The organism is Streptomyces sp. NPDC005866, assembly GCF_040629895.1.
Lineage (GTDB): Bacteria > Actinomycetota > Actinomycetes > Streptomycetales > Streptomycetaceae > Streptomyces.
The window spans coordinates 232,283-246,074 of the sequence record NZ_JBEXWP010000005.1 but is presented as its reverse complement, the minus strand read 5'-3'; the positions used below and the strand labels follow the sequence as shown (position 1 = coordinate 246,074).

General features: G+C 69.4%; 16 protein-coding genes. 5 read left to right on the top strand and 11 right to left on the bottom strand.

All coding sequences use genetic code 11. The annotated features are described in order from the left end of the window. The first annotated feature begins 26 nt into the window (after positions 1 to 26). Positions 27 to 602 (top strand): AbfB domain-containing protein, encoded by a 576-nt coding sequence (locus ABZ396_RS10075; protein WP_358914512.1) that lies wholly within the window; start codon positions 27 to 29, stop codon positions 600 to 602. A 53-nt stretch (positions 603 to 655) separates the two neighbouring features. Here ABZ396_RS10075 and ABZ396_RS10070 read toward each other — a convergent pair whose 3' ends face one another. Genes ABZ396_RS10070 through ABZ396_RS10035 form a run of 8 tightly spaced genes read right to left on the bottom strand, consistent with a single transcriptional unit; the run spans position 656 to position 7,257 of the window. Then, a complete protein-coding gene (locus ABZ396_RS10070) occupies positions 656 to 988 on the bottom strand; it encodes a metal-sulfur cluster assembly factor (RefSeq protein WP_358914511.1) in 333 nt (110 codons plus the stop codon). Next, complete coding sequence (sufU, locus tag ABZ396_RS10065) at positions 985 to 1,455, bottom strand: Fe-S cluster assembly sulfur transfer protein SufU (RefSeq protein WP_358914509.1); 471 nt, start codon at positions 1,453 to 1,455, stop codon at positions 985 to 987. Before sufU ends, ABZ396_RS10070 begins: the two co-directional genes overlap by 4 nt. An 18-nt stretch (positions 1,456 to 1,473) precedes the next feature. Further along, positions 1,474 to 2,730: a cysteine desulfurase gene (locus ABZ396_RS10060; protein WP_358914507.1), complete on the bottom strand. Its 1,257-nt coding sequence runs from the start codon at positions 2,728 to 2,730 to the stop codon at positions 1,474 to 1,476. Further along, complete coding sequence (gene sufC, locus ABZ396_RS10055; protein WP_358914506.1) at positions 2,727 to 3,491, bottom strand: Fe-S cluster assembly ATPase SufC; 765 nt, start codon at positions 3,489 to 3,491, stop codon at positions 2,727 to 2,729. The genes ABZ396_RS10060 and sufC overlap by 4 nt, the downstream gene beginning before the upstream one ends. A 7-nt stretch (positions 3,492 to 3,498) precedes the next feature. Then, positions 3,499 to 3,819 (bottom strand): bifunctional 3-phenylpropionate/cinnamic acid dioxygenase ferredoxin subunit, encoded by a 321-nt coding sequence (locus ABZ396_RS10050; RefSeq protein WP_358914504.1) that lies wholly within the window; start codon positions 3,817 to 3,819, stop codon positions 3,499 to 3,501. After that, entirely contained in the window at positions 3,816 to 5,036 is a 1,221-nt protein-coding gene (gene sufD / locus ABZ396_RS10045; RefSeq protein ID WP_358914503.1) for a Fe-S cluster assembly protein SufD, read from the bottom strand. The genes ABZ396_RS10050 and sufD overlap by 4 nt, the downstream gene beginning before the upstream one ends. A 59-nt stretch (positions 5,037 to 5,095) precedes the next feature. Continuing rightward, the gene (gene sufB, locus ABZ396_RS10040) at positions 5,096 to 6,517 is read right to left on the bottom strand and encodes a Fe-S cluster assembly protein SufB (RefSeq protein WP_358914501.1); all 1,422 of its coding nucleotides are present in this window, start codon (positions 6,515 to 6,517) and stop codon (positions 5,096 to 5,098) included. Next, positions 6,514 to 7,257, bottom strand: a complete 744-nt coding sequence (locus ABZ396_RS10035) for a metalloregulator ArsR/SmtB family transcription factor (protein WP_358914499.1) — start codon at positions 7,255 to 7,257, stop codon at positions 6,514 to 6,516. The genes sufB and ABZ396_RS10035 overlap by 4 nt, the downstream gene beginning before the upstream one ends. 173 nt (positions 7,258 to 7,430) lie before the next feature. On the opposite strand from ABZ396_RS10035, the gene ABZ396_RS10030 reads away from it, so the two are divergent. The 4 genes from ABZ396_RS10030 to ABZ396_RS10015 are packed head-to-tail and all read left to right on the top strand — an operon-like array spanning position 7,431 to position 11,031. Beyond that, positions 7,431 to 8,234 carry an AAC(3) family N-acetyltransferase gene (locus ABZ396_RS10030; protein WP_358914497.1) on the top strand — a complete coding sequence of 268 codons (804 nt, stop codon included), beginning with the start codon at positions 7,431 to 7,433 and terminating at the stop codon, positions 8,232 to 8,234. Between the two features lie 46 nt (positions 8,235 to 8,280). Next, positions 8,281 to 9,204, top strand: coding sequence for an ABC transporter ATP-binding protein (locus ABZ396_RS10025; RefSeq protein WP_358914495.1), 924 nt, complete (start codon positions 8,281 to 8,283; stop codon positions 9,202 to 9,204). Continuing rightward, complete coding sequence (locus tag ABZ396_RS10020) at positions 9,201 to 9,974, top strand: ABC transporter permease (RefSeq protein WP_358914493.1); 774 nt, start codon at positions 9,201 to 9,203, stop codon at positions 9,972 to 9,974. Before ABZ396_RS10025 ends, ABZ396_RS10020 begins: the two co-directional genes overlap by 4 nt. Positions 9,975 to 10,008: 34 nt before the next feature. Then, complete coding sequence (locus ABZ396_RS10015) at positions 10,009 to 11,031, top strand: COX15/CtaA family protein (protein ID WP_358914491.1); 1,023 nt, start codon at positions 10,009 to 10,011, stop codon at positions 11,029 to 11,031. A 50-nt stretch (positions 11,032 to 11,081) separates the two neighbouring features. Here ABZ396_RS10015 and ABZ396_RS10010 read toward each other — a convergent pair whose 3' ends face one another. The 3 genes from ABZ396_RS10010 to ABZ396_RS10000 form a co-directional block, all read right to left on the bottom strand. Beyond that, positions 11,082 to 12,188 (bottom strand): amidohydrolase family protein, encoded by a 1,107-nt coding sequence (locus tag ABZ396_RS10010; protein ID WP_358914489.1) that lies wholly within the window; start codon positions 12,186 to 12,188, stop codon positions 11,082 to 11,084. A 150-nt stretch (positions 12,189 to 12,338) separates the two neighbouring features. Beyond that, the gene (locus tag ABZ396_RS10005) at positions 12,339 to 12,659 is read right to left on the bottom strand and encodes a hypothetical protein (protein ID WP_358914487.1); all 321 of its coding nucleotides are present in this window, start codon (positions 12,657 to 12,659) and stop codon (positions 12,339 to 12,341) included. 58 nt (positions 12,660 to 12,717) lie between these two features. Next, positions 12,718 to 13,686, bottom strand: a complete 969-nt coding sequence (locus tag ABZ396_RS10000; RefSeq protein WP_358914485.1) for a heme o synthase — start codon at positions 13,684 to 13,686, stop codon at positions 12,718 to 12,720. Between the last annotated feature and the right edge of the window lie 106 nt (positions 13,687 to 13,792).

Here is a 13,792-nt window from a genome sequence, read left to right as displayed (position 1 = left end):
CCGCCCCCGCGAAGGACAGGTCGGGCATGCTGACCACGTCGCCGACCGCCTCCGCTTCCGTCACGGCGTCGGCCGCGGCACCCGGCACCACCCCGAAGACCTCGCCGTCCAGCGCGAAGCCCTCCAAGTCCTCGCCGCCCAAGGGAAGTCCGGGCGGTTCGGGCGGCACCGCACAGCAGTCCGCCGCCCACCGGTCGGTCCGCTCGGTCAACTACCCGGACCGCTACTGGCATGTGAGCGACGGTTGTGTGACGCTCGACCCGGTCCGCGGCCCGGAGTGCCGCGAGGACTCCACGTTCACCGTGGTCAAGGGCCTCGCGAACAGCTCCTGCTACTCGTTCAGGACGTCCGCCGGGAAGTACCTGCGCCACCGGAACTTCCTGCTGCGCGCCGACCGCAGCGACGGCTCGTCCCTCTTCCACCAGGACGCCACCTTCTGCGCCCGGACCTCGGCCCACTCCGGCGCGGTCCTGCTGGAGTCGGTGAACTACCCCGGCCGCTTCCTGCGCCACAAGAACTTCCAGCTGAAGCTGGACTCCTACCAGAACAGCGACCTCTACCGCGCGGACTCGGCGTACCGCCTGGTGGATCCCCTGGCCTGAGCACGCGAAAGCGGCGGCACCTGCCCGGTGCCGCCGCTTTCGGGTATGCGGTGTCAGACGTTGAACCCGAGCGCCCGCAGCTGCTCGCGGCCGTCGTCGGTGATCTTGTCGGGGCCCCACGGGGGCATCCAGACCCAGTTGATGCGCAGTTCGTTGACGAGGCCGTCCGTGGCGGACTTGGCCTGGTCCTCGATGACGTCCGTCAGCGGGCAGGCCGCCGAGGTCAGGGTCATGTCGACGGTCGCGATGTTGGCGTCGTCGATGTGGATGCCGTAGATCAGCCCGAGGTTGACGACATCGATGCCGAGCTCGGGGTCGACGACGTCCATCAGGGCCTCGCGGAGTTCCTCCTCCGAGGCGGGCTGCATCTCAACGGTGTCGGTCATGCCGTCTTCCTTTCGGCGTCGGCCGCGCCGGACAGCGCCTGAGCCGTCGCGTCCTTCCACGCCATCCAGCTCAGGAGGGCGCACTTGACTCGGGCCGGGTACTTGGAGACACCGGCGAACGCGACCGCGTCCTCCAGGATGTCCTCCATCGCGTCGTCGGGTTCGAGCTTGCCCCTGGACTGCATCAGCTCCAGGAAGGTCTCCTGGATCTTCTGCGCGTCGGCCAGCTCCTTGCCGACCAGGAGGTCGTTCAGTACGGAGGCGCTCGCCTGGCTGATCGAGCAGCCCTGGCCCTCGTACGAGACGTCCTCGATGGTCGTGCCGTCGTACTTCACTCGGAGGGTGATCTCGTCGCCGCACGTTGGGTTCACATGGTGCACCTCGGCGTCGCCATCCCTCAGACCACGCCCGTGCGGGTGCTTGTAGTGGTCCAGGATGACTTCCTGGTACATCGAGTCCAGCTTCACGGTCTCAGCTCACGCCCTTCAGCCGAAGAAGTTCCGTACGTGCTCCAGGCCCGCGACCAGAGCGTCGATCTCGGCCGGAGTGGAGTACAGATAGAACGACGCTCGCGTGGTCGCAGGAATTCCGTACCGCAGGCAGACGGGGCGGGCGCAGTGGTGGCCGACCCGGACCGCGATGCCCTGCTCGTCGAGGACCTGGCCCACGTCGTGCGGGTGGATGTCCCCGAGGGTGAAGGAGATCGCCGCGCCCCGGTCCTCGGCCGTGGTCGGCCCGATGATCCTCAGGTCCGGCACCTGCTGCAGACGCTGGACCGCGTAGCCGGTCAGCGCGTGCTCATGGGCGAGGATCTTGTCCATGCCGATGGCGTTCAGGTAGTCGATCGCCGCGCCGAGGCCGACCGCCTGGGCGATCGGGGGCGTGCCCGCCTCGAACTTGTGGGGGGCGGGAGCGTAGGTCGACGAGTGCATCGACACCGTCTCGATCATCTCGCCGCCGCCGAGGAACGGGGGCAGGTCCTCAAGGAGCTCCTGGCGGCCCCACAGGACGCCGATGCCGGTCGGACCGCACATCTTGTGGCCGGTGAAGGCCACGAAGTCGGCCTGGAGGGCCTGCACGTCCAGCGGCATGTGGGGGGCGGCCTGGGAGGCGTCGATGCAGACCAGGGCGCCGACCTCCTGGGCACGCCGGATTATCGCCTCGACCGGGTTGACCGTGCCCAGGATGTTCGACACCAGCACGAAGGAGACGATCTTCGTCTTCTCGGTGATGACCTCGTTGACGTTGGACAGGTCGAGGCGGCCGTCGTCGGTGAGGCCGAACCACTTCAGCTTGGCGCCCGTGCGCTGCGCCAGCAGTTGCCAGGGCACGATGTTGGAGTGGTGCTCCATCTCCGTGATGACGATCTCGGTCTCGTGGTCGACGCGGTAGGGCTCGTCGGCCCAGCCCAGCATGTTCGCCACGAGGTTCAGCGACTCGGAGGCGTTCTTGGTGAAGATCACCTCGTCGCGGCTGGGCGCGTTGATGAACTCGGCGACCTTGTCGCGCGCGCCCTCGTACAGCGCCGTGGCCTCCTCGGCGAGCACATGCACACCGCGGTGGACGTTGGCGTTGTAGCGCTCGTAGTACTCGCTCAGGGCGTCCAGTACCTGGCGCGGCTTCTGCGAGGTCGCCGCATTGTCCAGGTAGACAAGCTTCTTGTCGTCATGGACCAGTCGGTCCAGGACGGGGAAGTCCTTGCGGATCGCCTCGGTGTCGAGGAGGCCCGGCAGCTGTGTCACGCGGATGCGCCGCCCTTCGTGTATGCCTCGTAGCCCTCGTCCTCCAGCTTGTCGGCGAGCTCGGCGCCGCCAGACTCCACGATCCGGCCTGCGGAGAAGACATGGACGTAGTCGGGCTTGATGTAGCGCAGGATGCGCGTGTAGTGCGTGATCAGCAGCGTGCCGACCTCGCCCGTCTCACGGACGCGGTTGACGCCCTCGGAGACGATACGAAGGGCGTCGACGTCGAGGCCCGAGTCGGTCTCGTCGAGGATCGCGATCTTAGGCTTGAGCAGTTCGAGCTGGAGGATCTCGTGGCGCTTCTTCTCACCGCCGGAGAAGCCCTCGTTGACGTTGCGCTCGGCGAAGGACGGGTCGATGTTGAGGCGCTCCATGGCCTCCTTGACCTCCTTCACCCAGGTGCGCAGCTTGGGGGCCTCGCCGCGGATGGCGGTGGCGGACGTCCGCAGGAAGTTCGACACGGAGACACCCGGGACCTCGACCGGGTACTGCATCGCCAGGAACAGGCCCGCGCGGGCGCGCTCGTCGACGGACATCTGCAGGACGTCCTCGCCGTCGAGCAGCACGGTGCCCTCGGTGATCGTGTACTTCGGGTGACCCGCGAGCGAGTAGGCGAGGGTCGACTTGCCGGAGCCGTTGGGGCCCATGATGGCGTGCGTCTCGCCCTGCTTCACGGTGAGGTCGACGCCCTTGAGGATCTCCTTCGTGGCGTTGTCGGCCTCGACGGTGACGTGCAGGTCTCGGATTTCAAGCGTTGCCATGGGTGCCTCAGGACTCCTGGGTGAGGGAGACGAGCACGTCGTCCCCTTCGATCTTTACGGGGTATACGGGGACGGGGCGGGTGGCCGGGAGGCCGGACGGCTTGCCGGTGCGCAGGTCGAAGCTGGAGCCGTGCAGCCAGCACTCGATCTGGCAGTCCTCCACCTCGCCCTCGGAGAGCGAGACGTTGGCGTGGGAGCAGATGTCGTAGATTGCGAACACCTCTCCCTCGGTGCGGACGACCGAGATCGGCGTGCCGTCGATTTCCACCCGTTTCGGGGTGCCGTCCTCCAGCTCGCTCAGGCCACAAACGCGTACGAAGGTGGTCATGCGACCGAGGCCTCCAGCTCCTCCTCGATCTTGGCGAGCAGGCGCTCCTCGATGTCGGTGACACCGATCTGCTGGACCAGCCCGGCGAAGAAGCCGCGGACCACCAGTCGGCGGGCCTCGTACTCCGGGATGCCGCGGGCCATCAGATAGAAGAGCTGCTCGTCGTCGAAGCGGCCGGTGGCGGAGGCGTGCCCGGCGCCGACGATCTCGCCGGTCTCGATCTCCAGGTTCGGAACGGAGTCGACCCGCGCGCCGTCCGTGAGGACCAGGTTGCGGTTCATCTCGTAGGTGTCGGTGCCCTCGGCCCTGGCCTCGATGAGGACGTCACCGATCCAGACCGCGTGCGCGTCGACGCCCTGGAGCGCGCCCTTGTAGGCGACGTTGGACTTGCAGTGCGGGGCGTTGTGGTCGACGAACAGGCGGTGCTCCTGGTGCTGGCCCGCGTCGGTGAAGTACAGGCCGTACAGCTCGGCCTCCCCGCCGGTGCCCGCGTAGGTGACGCGCGGGTTCAGTCGTACGACGTCACCGCCGAAGGTGACGACCACGGACTTGAAGGAGGCGTCCCGGCCGACGAGGGCGTTGTGCTGGGCCACGTGCACGGCCTTGCCGTCCCAGTCCTGCACGGAGACGACGGTCAGCTTGGCGCCGTCGCCGAGCAGGTATTCGACGTTGGCGGCGAGCACGGCGTCACCGGTGTGGTCGATGACGACGACGGCCTCGGCGAAGGCGCCCAGCTCGATCACCTGGTGGGCGAAGGCGGTGCCGCCCTGGCCGTGCACGGCGATCCGGATCGGCTCGGTGAGCGTCGTCTCCTTGGGGACGCTGACCACGCCGGCCTTCTCGAACGCCGAGTACGCCTGGGCGGCGACCCGGTCCACCGGGGTGCCGGCCTTGCCGAGCCGCGGGTCGTCGCGGTCCACGGTCGTGACGGTGACGCCCTCGGGGGCCTCGACGACGACCTTCACGCCCTCGCCGGTGGCGACAGCGGTGCCGTCGTGCAGCCCGCGCAGACGCTCCAGCGGGGTGAACCGCCACTCCTCCTCACGGCCGTGCGGGACCGGGAAGTCCGCGACGTCGAAGGACGGGGGCGCGCTCATGCGCGTCGCGACGGTCGACTCGGCGGCCACCGCGATGGCGCCGGCGGTGGTGGAGCCCACCGGTGGGGGTCCCCCCGCTCGAGCGGAGCCGAGAGTGGGGGAGTTCTGAGCCTCAGCCATGGCTGTCGTAGTGCTCGCTTTCCGTTCCGTATGTGGCTTGATGGGAAGGGCGCTCGGTCTTAGCCGACCGCGCCTTCCATCTGCAGCTCGATCAGCCGGTTGAGCTCCAGCGCGTACTCCATCGGCAGCTCCTTCGCGATCGGCTCGACGAAGCCGCGCACGATCATCGCCATCGCCTCGAACTCGGAGAGACCGCGGCTCATCAGGTAGAAGAGCTGGTCGTCGGAGACCTTGGAGACGGTCGCCTCGTGGCCCATGGAGACGTCGTCCTCGCGGACGTCGACGTACGGGTAGGTGTCCGAGCGGGAGATGGTGTCGACGAGCAGGGCGTCGCACAGGACGTTCGACTTGGATCCGGCCGCGCCCTCGCCGATCTCGACCAGGCCGCGGTAGGAGGTACGACCGCCACCGCGCGCGACCGACTTGGAGACGATGTTGGACGACGTGTTCGGCGCCATGTGGACCATCTTGGAGCCGGCGTCCTGGTGCTGGCCCTCGCCCGCGAAGGCGATGGACAGGGTCTCGCCCTTGGCGTGCTCGCCCATCAGGTAGACGGCCGGGTACTTCATCGTCACCTTGGAGCCGATGTTGCCGTCGATCCACTCCATGGTCGCGCCCTCGTAGGCCACGGCGCGCTTGGTGACCAGGTTGTAGACGTTGTTCGACCAGTTCTGGATGGTCGTGTAGCGGCAGCGGGCGTTCTTCTTGACGATGATCTCGACGACCGCGGAGTGCAGCGAGTCCGACTTGTAGATCGGGGCGGTGCAGCCCTCGACGTAGTGCACATAGGCACCCTCGTCGACGATGATCAGGGTCCGCTCGAACTGGCCCATGTTCTCCGTGTTGATACGGAAGTAGGCCTGGAGCGGGATCTCGACGTGCACGCCCGGCGGGACGTAGATGAAGGAGCCACCCGACCACACGGCGGTGTTCAGGGAGGCGAACTTGTTGTCACCGACCGGGATGACGGTCCCGAAGTACTCCTTGAAGAGCTCCGGGTGCTGCTTCAGCGCGGTGTCGGTGTCGAGGAAGATGACGCCCTGCTCCTCCAGGTCCTCGCGGATCTGGTGGTAGACGACCTCCGACTCGTACTGCGCGGCGACACCGGCGACCAGGCGCTGCTTCTCCGCCTCCGGGATGCCGAGCTTGTCGTAGGTGCTCTTGATGTCCTCGGGCAGGTCCTCCCAGGACTCCGCCTGCTTCTCCGTGGAGCGCACGAAGTACTTGATGTTGTCGAAGTCGATGCCGGAGAGGTCCGAGCCCCAGTTCGGCATGGGCTTCTTCTCGAAGAGCTTCAGGCCCTTGAGGCGGAGCTTGGTCATCCACTCCGGCTCCGACTTCTTGCCGGAGATGTCGCGGACGACGTCCTCGTTCAGACCGCGCCTGGCAGAGGCACCGGCCTCGTCGGAGTCGGCCCAGCCGTATTCGTAGTTGCCCAGGCCGTCCAGCTCAGGGTGGGCAGTCTCCGTGGGGAGAGTCATGCGGGGTTCCTCCCGGCCGTGCTTGCAGATGCGTCAGTGGATGTCTTGGGGATGAACGTCGTGCAGACGCCGTCGCCGTGCGCGATGGTCGCCAGCCGCTGGACGTGCGTTCCGAGCAGCTCGGCGAAGATCTCCGTCTCCGCCTCGCACAGCTGGGGGAACTGCTCCGCGACATGGGCGACCGGGCAGTGGTGCTGGCACAGCTGTTCGCCGACCGGTGCGCTGCGCGCCGTTGCAGCGTACCCGTCCATGCTCAGGGCCTTGGCCAGCGCTTCCGTGCGGTCGTCGGGGCTCACGGACTCGATCGCCTTGCGGTAGGCGCTCGCCTGCGCGGCGATCCGGGCCCGCGCGAAGGCGGCGACCGCCTCCTGACCGCCCCCCTGCTCGGCGATCCAGCGCAGCGCGTCCGCGGCGAGTGCGTCGTACGACTGGTCGAAGGCGTCCCGGCCGCAGTCGGTGAGGGCGAAGACCTTGGCGGGCCTCCCGCGCGTCCGCGCGCCGTACACCCGCTGCTCGCGTGCCTCGACGACGTCGTCGGCGACCAGTGCGTCCAGGTGCCGGCGTACGGCCGCCGGGGTCAGGCCCAGGCGTCCGGCCAGCTCGGTGACGGTCGACGGACCGTGGTCCAGGATCGACCGCGCGACCCGGTTGCGCGTCGAGCGATCCGAACGCAACCCGGCCGCGAGCTCCTCCTGCGGGGCCCCCGTGGGGGTCTCCCGAGCCTCGCCGACGTTTTTCACAACGCCATTGTTGCGTAATTCCTCAGAGTCAGGCAAGCGGCGTCCCGAAGGCCGGACGGTGCCCTGGGTCACTTAGGCATACCTAATCCGACCTGCGCGAACGATCTTTCATCGATCATCTCTCAGGCAATCCGGTGGCGGACACAAGGCCCCGTCCGGAACACTCCGGAACCATGCCCACACCCCCTCCGACCGGCCCTCTTGTCACCCGGGACACCCTCGCGAAACAGCTTCGGCTGCTGGGGGTCAAGACCGGTGAAACCCTCCTCGCGCACACCTCGCTCAGCTCCCTCGGCTGGGTCAACGGCGGACCCGTGGCGGTCGTCCAAGGTCTTCTCGACGCACTCGGCCCGGACGGCACCCTGGTTGTCCCCACCCAGACCGGCGACCTCTCGGACCCGGCGGTGTGGCGGAATCCCCCGGTACCGGAGGATTGGTGGGAGACCATCCGGGTGACCATGCCGCCGTACGACCCCCGGATCACCCCCGCGCGCGGGGTCGGCGTGATCCCGGAGACCGTGCGGACCTGGCCGGGCGCCCGGCGCAGCGCGCACCCGCAGACCTCCTTCGCGGCCGTCGGTCCCCGCGCGGCCGAGATCGTCCACGGCCACGCCCCCGACTGCCGGCTCGGCGAGCAGAGCCCGCTGGCCCGCCTCGAGAAGCTGGACGCGCGCGTGCTCATGCTCGGCACCGGCTACGCCACCTGCACCAGCTTCCACCTGGCCGAGTACCGCATACCGTCGCCCCGCGTCCGGGTCGGCCGGCCCGCCCCGGGCGGCGGCTGGGAGGTGGTGACCGAGGTGTCGATCACCTCCGAGCGCTTCGACGAACTGGGCTACGACTTCGAACGCGACCGGCCCGTCGTCGTACGCGGCAAGATCGGCGCGGCCGAGGCCCGGCTCTTCCCCGTGAGTGAGGCGGTGGCCTACGCCGAGCGATGGCTGGCCGTACATCGACCCCGTGAGGAGGAGATCTAGCACCCGGCCGTCCGGGTGACGGCAGCCGTACTTAGACTCTGTCACCATGCGAAGTGAGCCCGTGGTCCGGGTGCGGGACCTGGTGAAGCGGTACGGCACCAAAACCGCCGTGGACGGCCTCGACCTGGTGGCCCTGCCGGGTGTGACCGCCGTACTCGGCCCCAACGGAGCGGGCAAGACGACGACGATCGAGACCTGCGAGGGGTACCGCAGGCCGGACTCCGGCTCGGTGCGCGTCCTGGGCCTCGATCCCGTACGGCAGTCCGCCGGGCTGCGCCCCAGAGTGGGCGTGATGCTCCAGTCCGGCGGTGTCTACTCGGGCGCCCGCGCGGAGGAGATGCTGCGGCACGTGGCGAAGCTGCACGCGCGTCCGCTGGACGTGGACGCGCTGATCGAGCGGCTGGGCCTCGGCGGATGCGGCCGTACGCCCTACCGCCGTCTCTCCGGCGGCCAGCAGCAGCGGCTGGCACTCGCCATGGCCGTCGTGGGCCGTCCGGAACTGGTCTTTCTCGACGAGCCCACCGCCGGGCTGGACCCGCAGGCCCGCCGGGCCACCTGGGACCTGGTCAGGGACCTGTGCGCCGACGGCGTCTCGGTCATCCTCACCACCCACCACATGGAAGAGGCCGAGCAGCTCGCCGACGACGTCGCCATCATCGACGCCGGCCGGGTGATCGCCCAGGGCTCCCCCGAGGAGCTGTGCAAGGGCGGCGCCGAGAACACCCTGCGCTTCACCGGCCGCCCCGGCCTCGACGTCGGCTCCCTGCTCAAGGCGCTCCCGGCCGACTCCTCGGCCGCCGAGCTGACGCCGGGTTCGTACCGGGTCGTCGGCAAGGTCAATCCACAGCTGCTGGCGACGGTGACCTCGTGGTGTGCGCAGCACGGGGTGATGCCGGACCGCATCTCGGTCGAACGCCACACGCTGGAGGACGTCTTCCTGGAGCTGACCGGCAAGGAGCTGCGCTCATGACCACCGCGACGGGCACCTACACCCCCGAGCCGGGTGCCGCCCCCCTGTCTCGCATGATCGCGGCGCAGGCGGCCCTGGAGACGAAGATGCTGCTGCGCAACGGGGAGCAGCTGCTGCTGACGGTCGTGATCCCGACGCTGCTGCTGGTCCTGTTCGGCTCGGTGGACATCGTCGACACGGGCGCCGGCAGGGCGGTCGACTTCCTGACCCCGGGCATCCTGGCCCTCGCCGTCATGTCGACGGCCTTCACCGGCCAGGCCATCGCGACCGGCTTCGAACGCCGGTACGGCGTCCTCAAGCGCCTCGCCTCCTCCCCGCTCCCCCGCTGGGGCCTGATGACGGCGAAGACGGCGTCGGTCCTGGTCACCGAGATCCTCCAGGTGATCCTGCTGACGGTGATCGCCTTCGCCCTCGGCTGGTCCCCGCACGGCAACCCGCTGGCCGTCCTGCTCCTGCTGATCCTGGGTACGGCCGCCTTCTCCGGCCTCGGCCTGCTGATGGCGGGCACCCTCAAGGCGGAGGCGACCCTGGCGGCGGCCAACCTGGTGTTCCTGCTGCTGCTCGTGGGCGGCGGGGTCATCGTGCCGCTGGACAAGTTCGGCTCGACGGGGCAGGACGTGCTCGGTCTGCTGCCCATCTCCGCGTTGTCGGACGGGCTGCGGGACGTGCTCCAGCACGGGACCGGGATGCCGTGGGGCGACCTGGCGATCCTCGCGGTGTGGGCGGTGGTGGCGCTGGGGGCGGCGGGGCGTTTCTTCCGCTGGGAGTGACCCTCGTGAACGCATGCACAAGCGGCACCCTACGATGGTGCGCGTGCCAAAGCTGACCCCCGCCGACGCCGTAGCGGCTCTGCGCAACCCGCTCGCCTTCATCGCCGACCGCTGGACCCCGGATCCCCGGACCGTCCGGCGCGCGGCCCTCGCCGCACTCGTCATGTCGGTGGTCATCGTGGTCACCGGCGGTGCGGTCCGGCTCACCGGCTCCGGCCTCGGCTGCCCGACCTGGCCCGAGTGCACCGCCGGCTCGCTGACCCCGACGACCGCGCTGAGCTACCACAGCGCCATCGAGTTCACGAACCGCATGCTGACCTACGTGCTGTGCGCGGCGGTCGGCTGGGCGATCATCGCCGCCCGGTCCCAGAAGCCGTACCGGCGCAGCCTGACCCGGCTGGGCTGGGCGCAGTTCTGGATCGTGACGAGCAACGCGGTCCTCGGCGGCGTCGTGGTGCTCGTCGGCCTCAACCCCTACACCGTCGCCGCGCACTTCCTGCTGGCGACCGCCCTCATCACGGTCGCCGCCCTGATGTGGCAGCGCACCCGCGAGGGCGACGGCGAGCCCCGCCCGCTGGTCGGCAAGGCCGTGCAGCAGCTGGTGTGGGCCCTGGTGACCGCGTCACTGCTGCTCATCGCGGTGGGCACGGTGGTGACCGGCGCCGGACCGCACCCGGGCGACTCCGGCGAAGTGGAGCGCATCGGCGTCAGCTGGAACGGCGTCGCCGAACTGCACGCGGTCCTGGCCTGGATCGTGGTCTCGCTGACCTTCGCGCTCTGGTTCTTCCTGAGGGGCGTCAACGCCCCCCAGGGGCCGCGCGACCGCACCCGCGACCTCTTCCTGATCCTTCTCGGGCAGGGCGTGATCGGTTACGTCCAGTACTTCACGCACCTGCCGACGATCCTGGTGGGCCTCCACATGTTCGGCTCCTGCCTGGTGTGGATCGGCGTACTGCGCGTCCTGCTCTCCCTGCGGGAACGCGCCGACGTCACGGCCACCGGCCTGCCCGCTCAGTCGTACGACGCCGTGAGCGCGTCGATGGCCGGCCCCAAGTAGTCCGGGCCGGCCGGGCCCTGCGGGCCGTGGATGCGCTCAGTCTGTGCGGCTCACTCCAGCCCGTACACCCGCTGCGCGTTCCCCGCCGCGATCAGCTTGGCCACGCGCTGTGCGTCGCCCAGGGACCATGCGCCCTCGGCGACCCAGGTGCCGAGGACATGGGCGAGGGACTCGCGGAAGAGGCGGGCGCCGACGACATGCAGTTCGGGCAGGCCGTGGGCGCCGCTGGAGAAGAGGATCTTGCCGAAGGGGGCCAGTTCCAGGATCTCGGCGAGGATCGTCGCGGCCCGGGCGCCGGTGCGGACCAGGGCCGCGCCCGAGTCGGCGTACACGTGCGGGAAGACACCGGCGAGGTGGGCTGCGTGGCGGTGGTAAGGGTAGCCGTGCAGCAGGACCAGGTCGGTGCCGAGGCCCGCGGTGGCCCGGACGAAGTCCGTCAGCAGGACCGGGTCGGTACGGTCGATCCGGGCGCCGGGCTCGCCGAGGCCCGCGTGCAGCTGGAGCGGGAGACCGGAGGCCACGGCGATCCACAGCAGGTGCCGTAGGAGGACCGGGTCGGTCAGCTCGCCGCCGACCCTGCGGGCCGCCAGCCAGCGGCCGGCGGCGCCTCTGACCTCACCGGGTCCGGGCGGCTCGGGGGCCAGGGCGAGGCCGTGGCGCAGTCCGGCGACGGAGGTGAAGGCGACCGCGTTCGCCGCCGCGCCGTGCACGGACTCGGCGAGGTTGGCGAGGAAGGACTCGACGGTGCCGGAGGTGTCGGCGACCTGCTCCGCGAGAAGCTCCAGACGGACGATCTCCCGCGCCTCGGCGGCGCCGGTGGAGGCCAGCTCCGCGGGGCCGGTGAGGTCGCCCTGGAGGCCGGTGTCCACCAGGTAGGTGGTGATGCCGCTGCCGCGCAGGAGCCGGCGGCCCGCCTCCAGGACGCCGAGCTCGCGGCGCCGGGCGAGGTAGCGGGCGGGCGGGCAGTGCGGTTCCAGGCCGAGAAGCGGGGGACACCAGCGTCGTACCGCGAAACCGGTCTGGGTGTCGAAGAGGGTGGTGCCGGCGGCCGGGGGGCCTTCGGTGCGGGCGAGCTGGGCCTCGAAGGTGCCCAGGCCCAGCTCGGTGCGGAGCACTCCGTGGCAGTACTGGTCCACCAGGGACGGCGTTTCGATCATCCGGGCTCCCCTGTGGACGGCTGCTTGACCGTCTTAACGGGTGAACGGGGATGGAGGTCGCGGTTCAGCTCGGGGTAGAGGTGTTTGGGTGGCTGCGGGCCGGTGAGGCCTTGTCGCGCCGTTCCCCGCGCCCCTTTGGGGGCGCGTTGCTCAGCCGCCGATCTGGATGCCGGCCATGCGCTTCCACTCGTACGGTCCCGTCGTCATCTTCGCCGCGAGCTCGCCGTCGAAGGAGTCGTGGAGCTCGATGCCGGACTTCCGGACCGCCTGCTCGGCGATCTCGTACGTCGGGGCCACCAGGTCGCCCCAGCCGCCGTCCTCGCCGACCAGGACGATGCGGGCGCCGCGTTCCCCGATGTAGGACACGTGGCCGTCGGCGCCCCCATGGGCCTTGGCGAAGGTGCTGATCTGCTTGGCGAGGCGCGCGACCTTGCGCTCGGCCTTCTGGTCAACCTGCTGCGTGTCTGCCATGAGCAGGATGCTACTCACGAGTAGATCAACTGGCGAGGGGAGGGCGGTGTGATGTGGGTCAGTGCAGGAAGGGATCCACGGCCACCGCCACGAACAGCAGCGACACATAGGTGATCGACCAGTGGAACAGGCGCATCTCCTTGAGCTTCCCGCCCGTCACCTCGGCCTTCGCGCGGTTCTGGAGCCCGTGCGCCTCCCAGAGCCACCAGCCGCCCGCCGCCAGTGCGACCACCGTGTAGAACCAGCCGGTGTAACCGAGCGGCGTCAGCAGGAGGGAGGCCGCGACCATCACCCAGCTGTAGATGACGATCTGCCTGGCGACCACCTTGTTGGAGGCGATGACCGGCAGCATGGGCACGCCCACGCGCGCGTAGTCGTCCTTCACCTTCATGGACAGCGGCCAGTAGTGCGGCGGCGTCCAGAAGAAGATCACCAGGAAGAGGATGAGCGGCGCCCAGGAGAGCGAGTCCGTGACGGCGGACCAGCCGATCAGCACCGGCATACAGCCGGCGATGCCGCCCCACACGATGTTCTGCGAGGTACGGCGCTTGAGGATCATCGTGTAGACGACGACGTAGAAGAGGAGCGCTCCGAGTGACAGCCAGGCGCTCAGCCAGTTGACGGTGAACCCGAACAACAGCGTGGCGGCGACCGCCAGGGTGATACCGAAGGCGAGGCACTCGCGCGGGCTGACCATGCCGGTCACCAGCGGCCGCTGCGAGGTGCGGTCCATCAGCGCGTCGATGTCCCGGTCGATGTACATGTTCAGCGCGTTGGCACCGCCCGCGGACAGATAACCGCCGACGCACGTTAGCAGCACCAGCGTCAGGTCGGGCACGCCCTGCTGCGCCAGGAACATCACCGGCACGGTGGTGATGAGCAGCAGCTCGATGATCCGCGGCTTGGTCAGCGCCACGAAAGCTTTGACACGGGCCCCGAACGGCCGGTGACTCGGGCTCTCGCTCGCACCGAGTACCCCCGCTGGACGGGATTCGACGGCCGTCACGCACACCCCTGACAGAGACATCCCAGCAAGCCTCCCCCTGTGAAGTCCCGGTAAGGCTCGCGCGTACCACGCCACTTTAGACGTTGCCCATACCCCGGCCTTCGCGGGGGTGGGGTCGTGTTGGCGG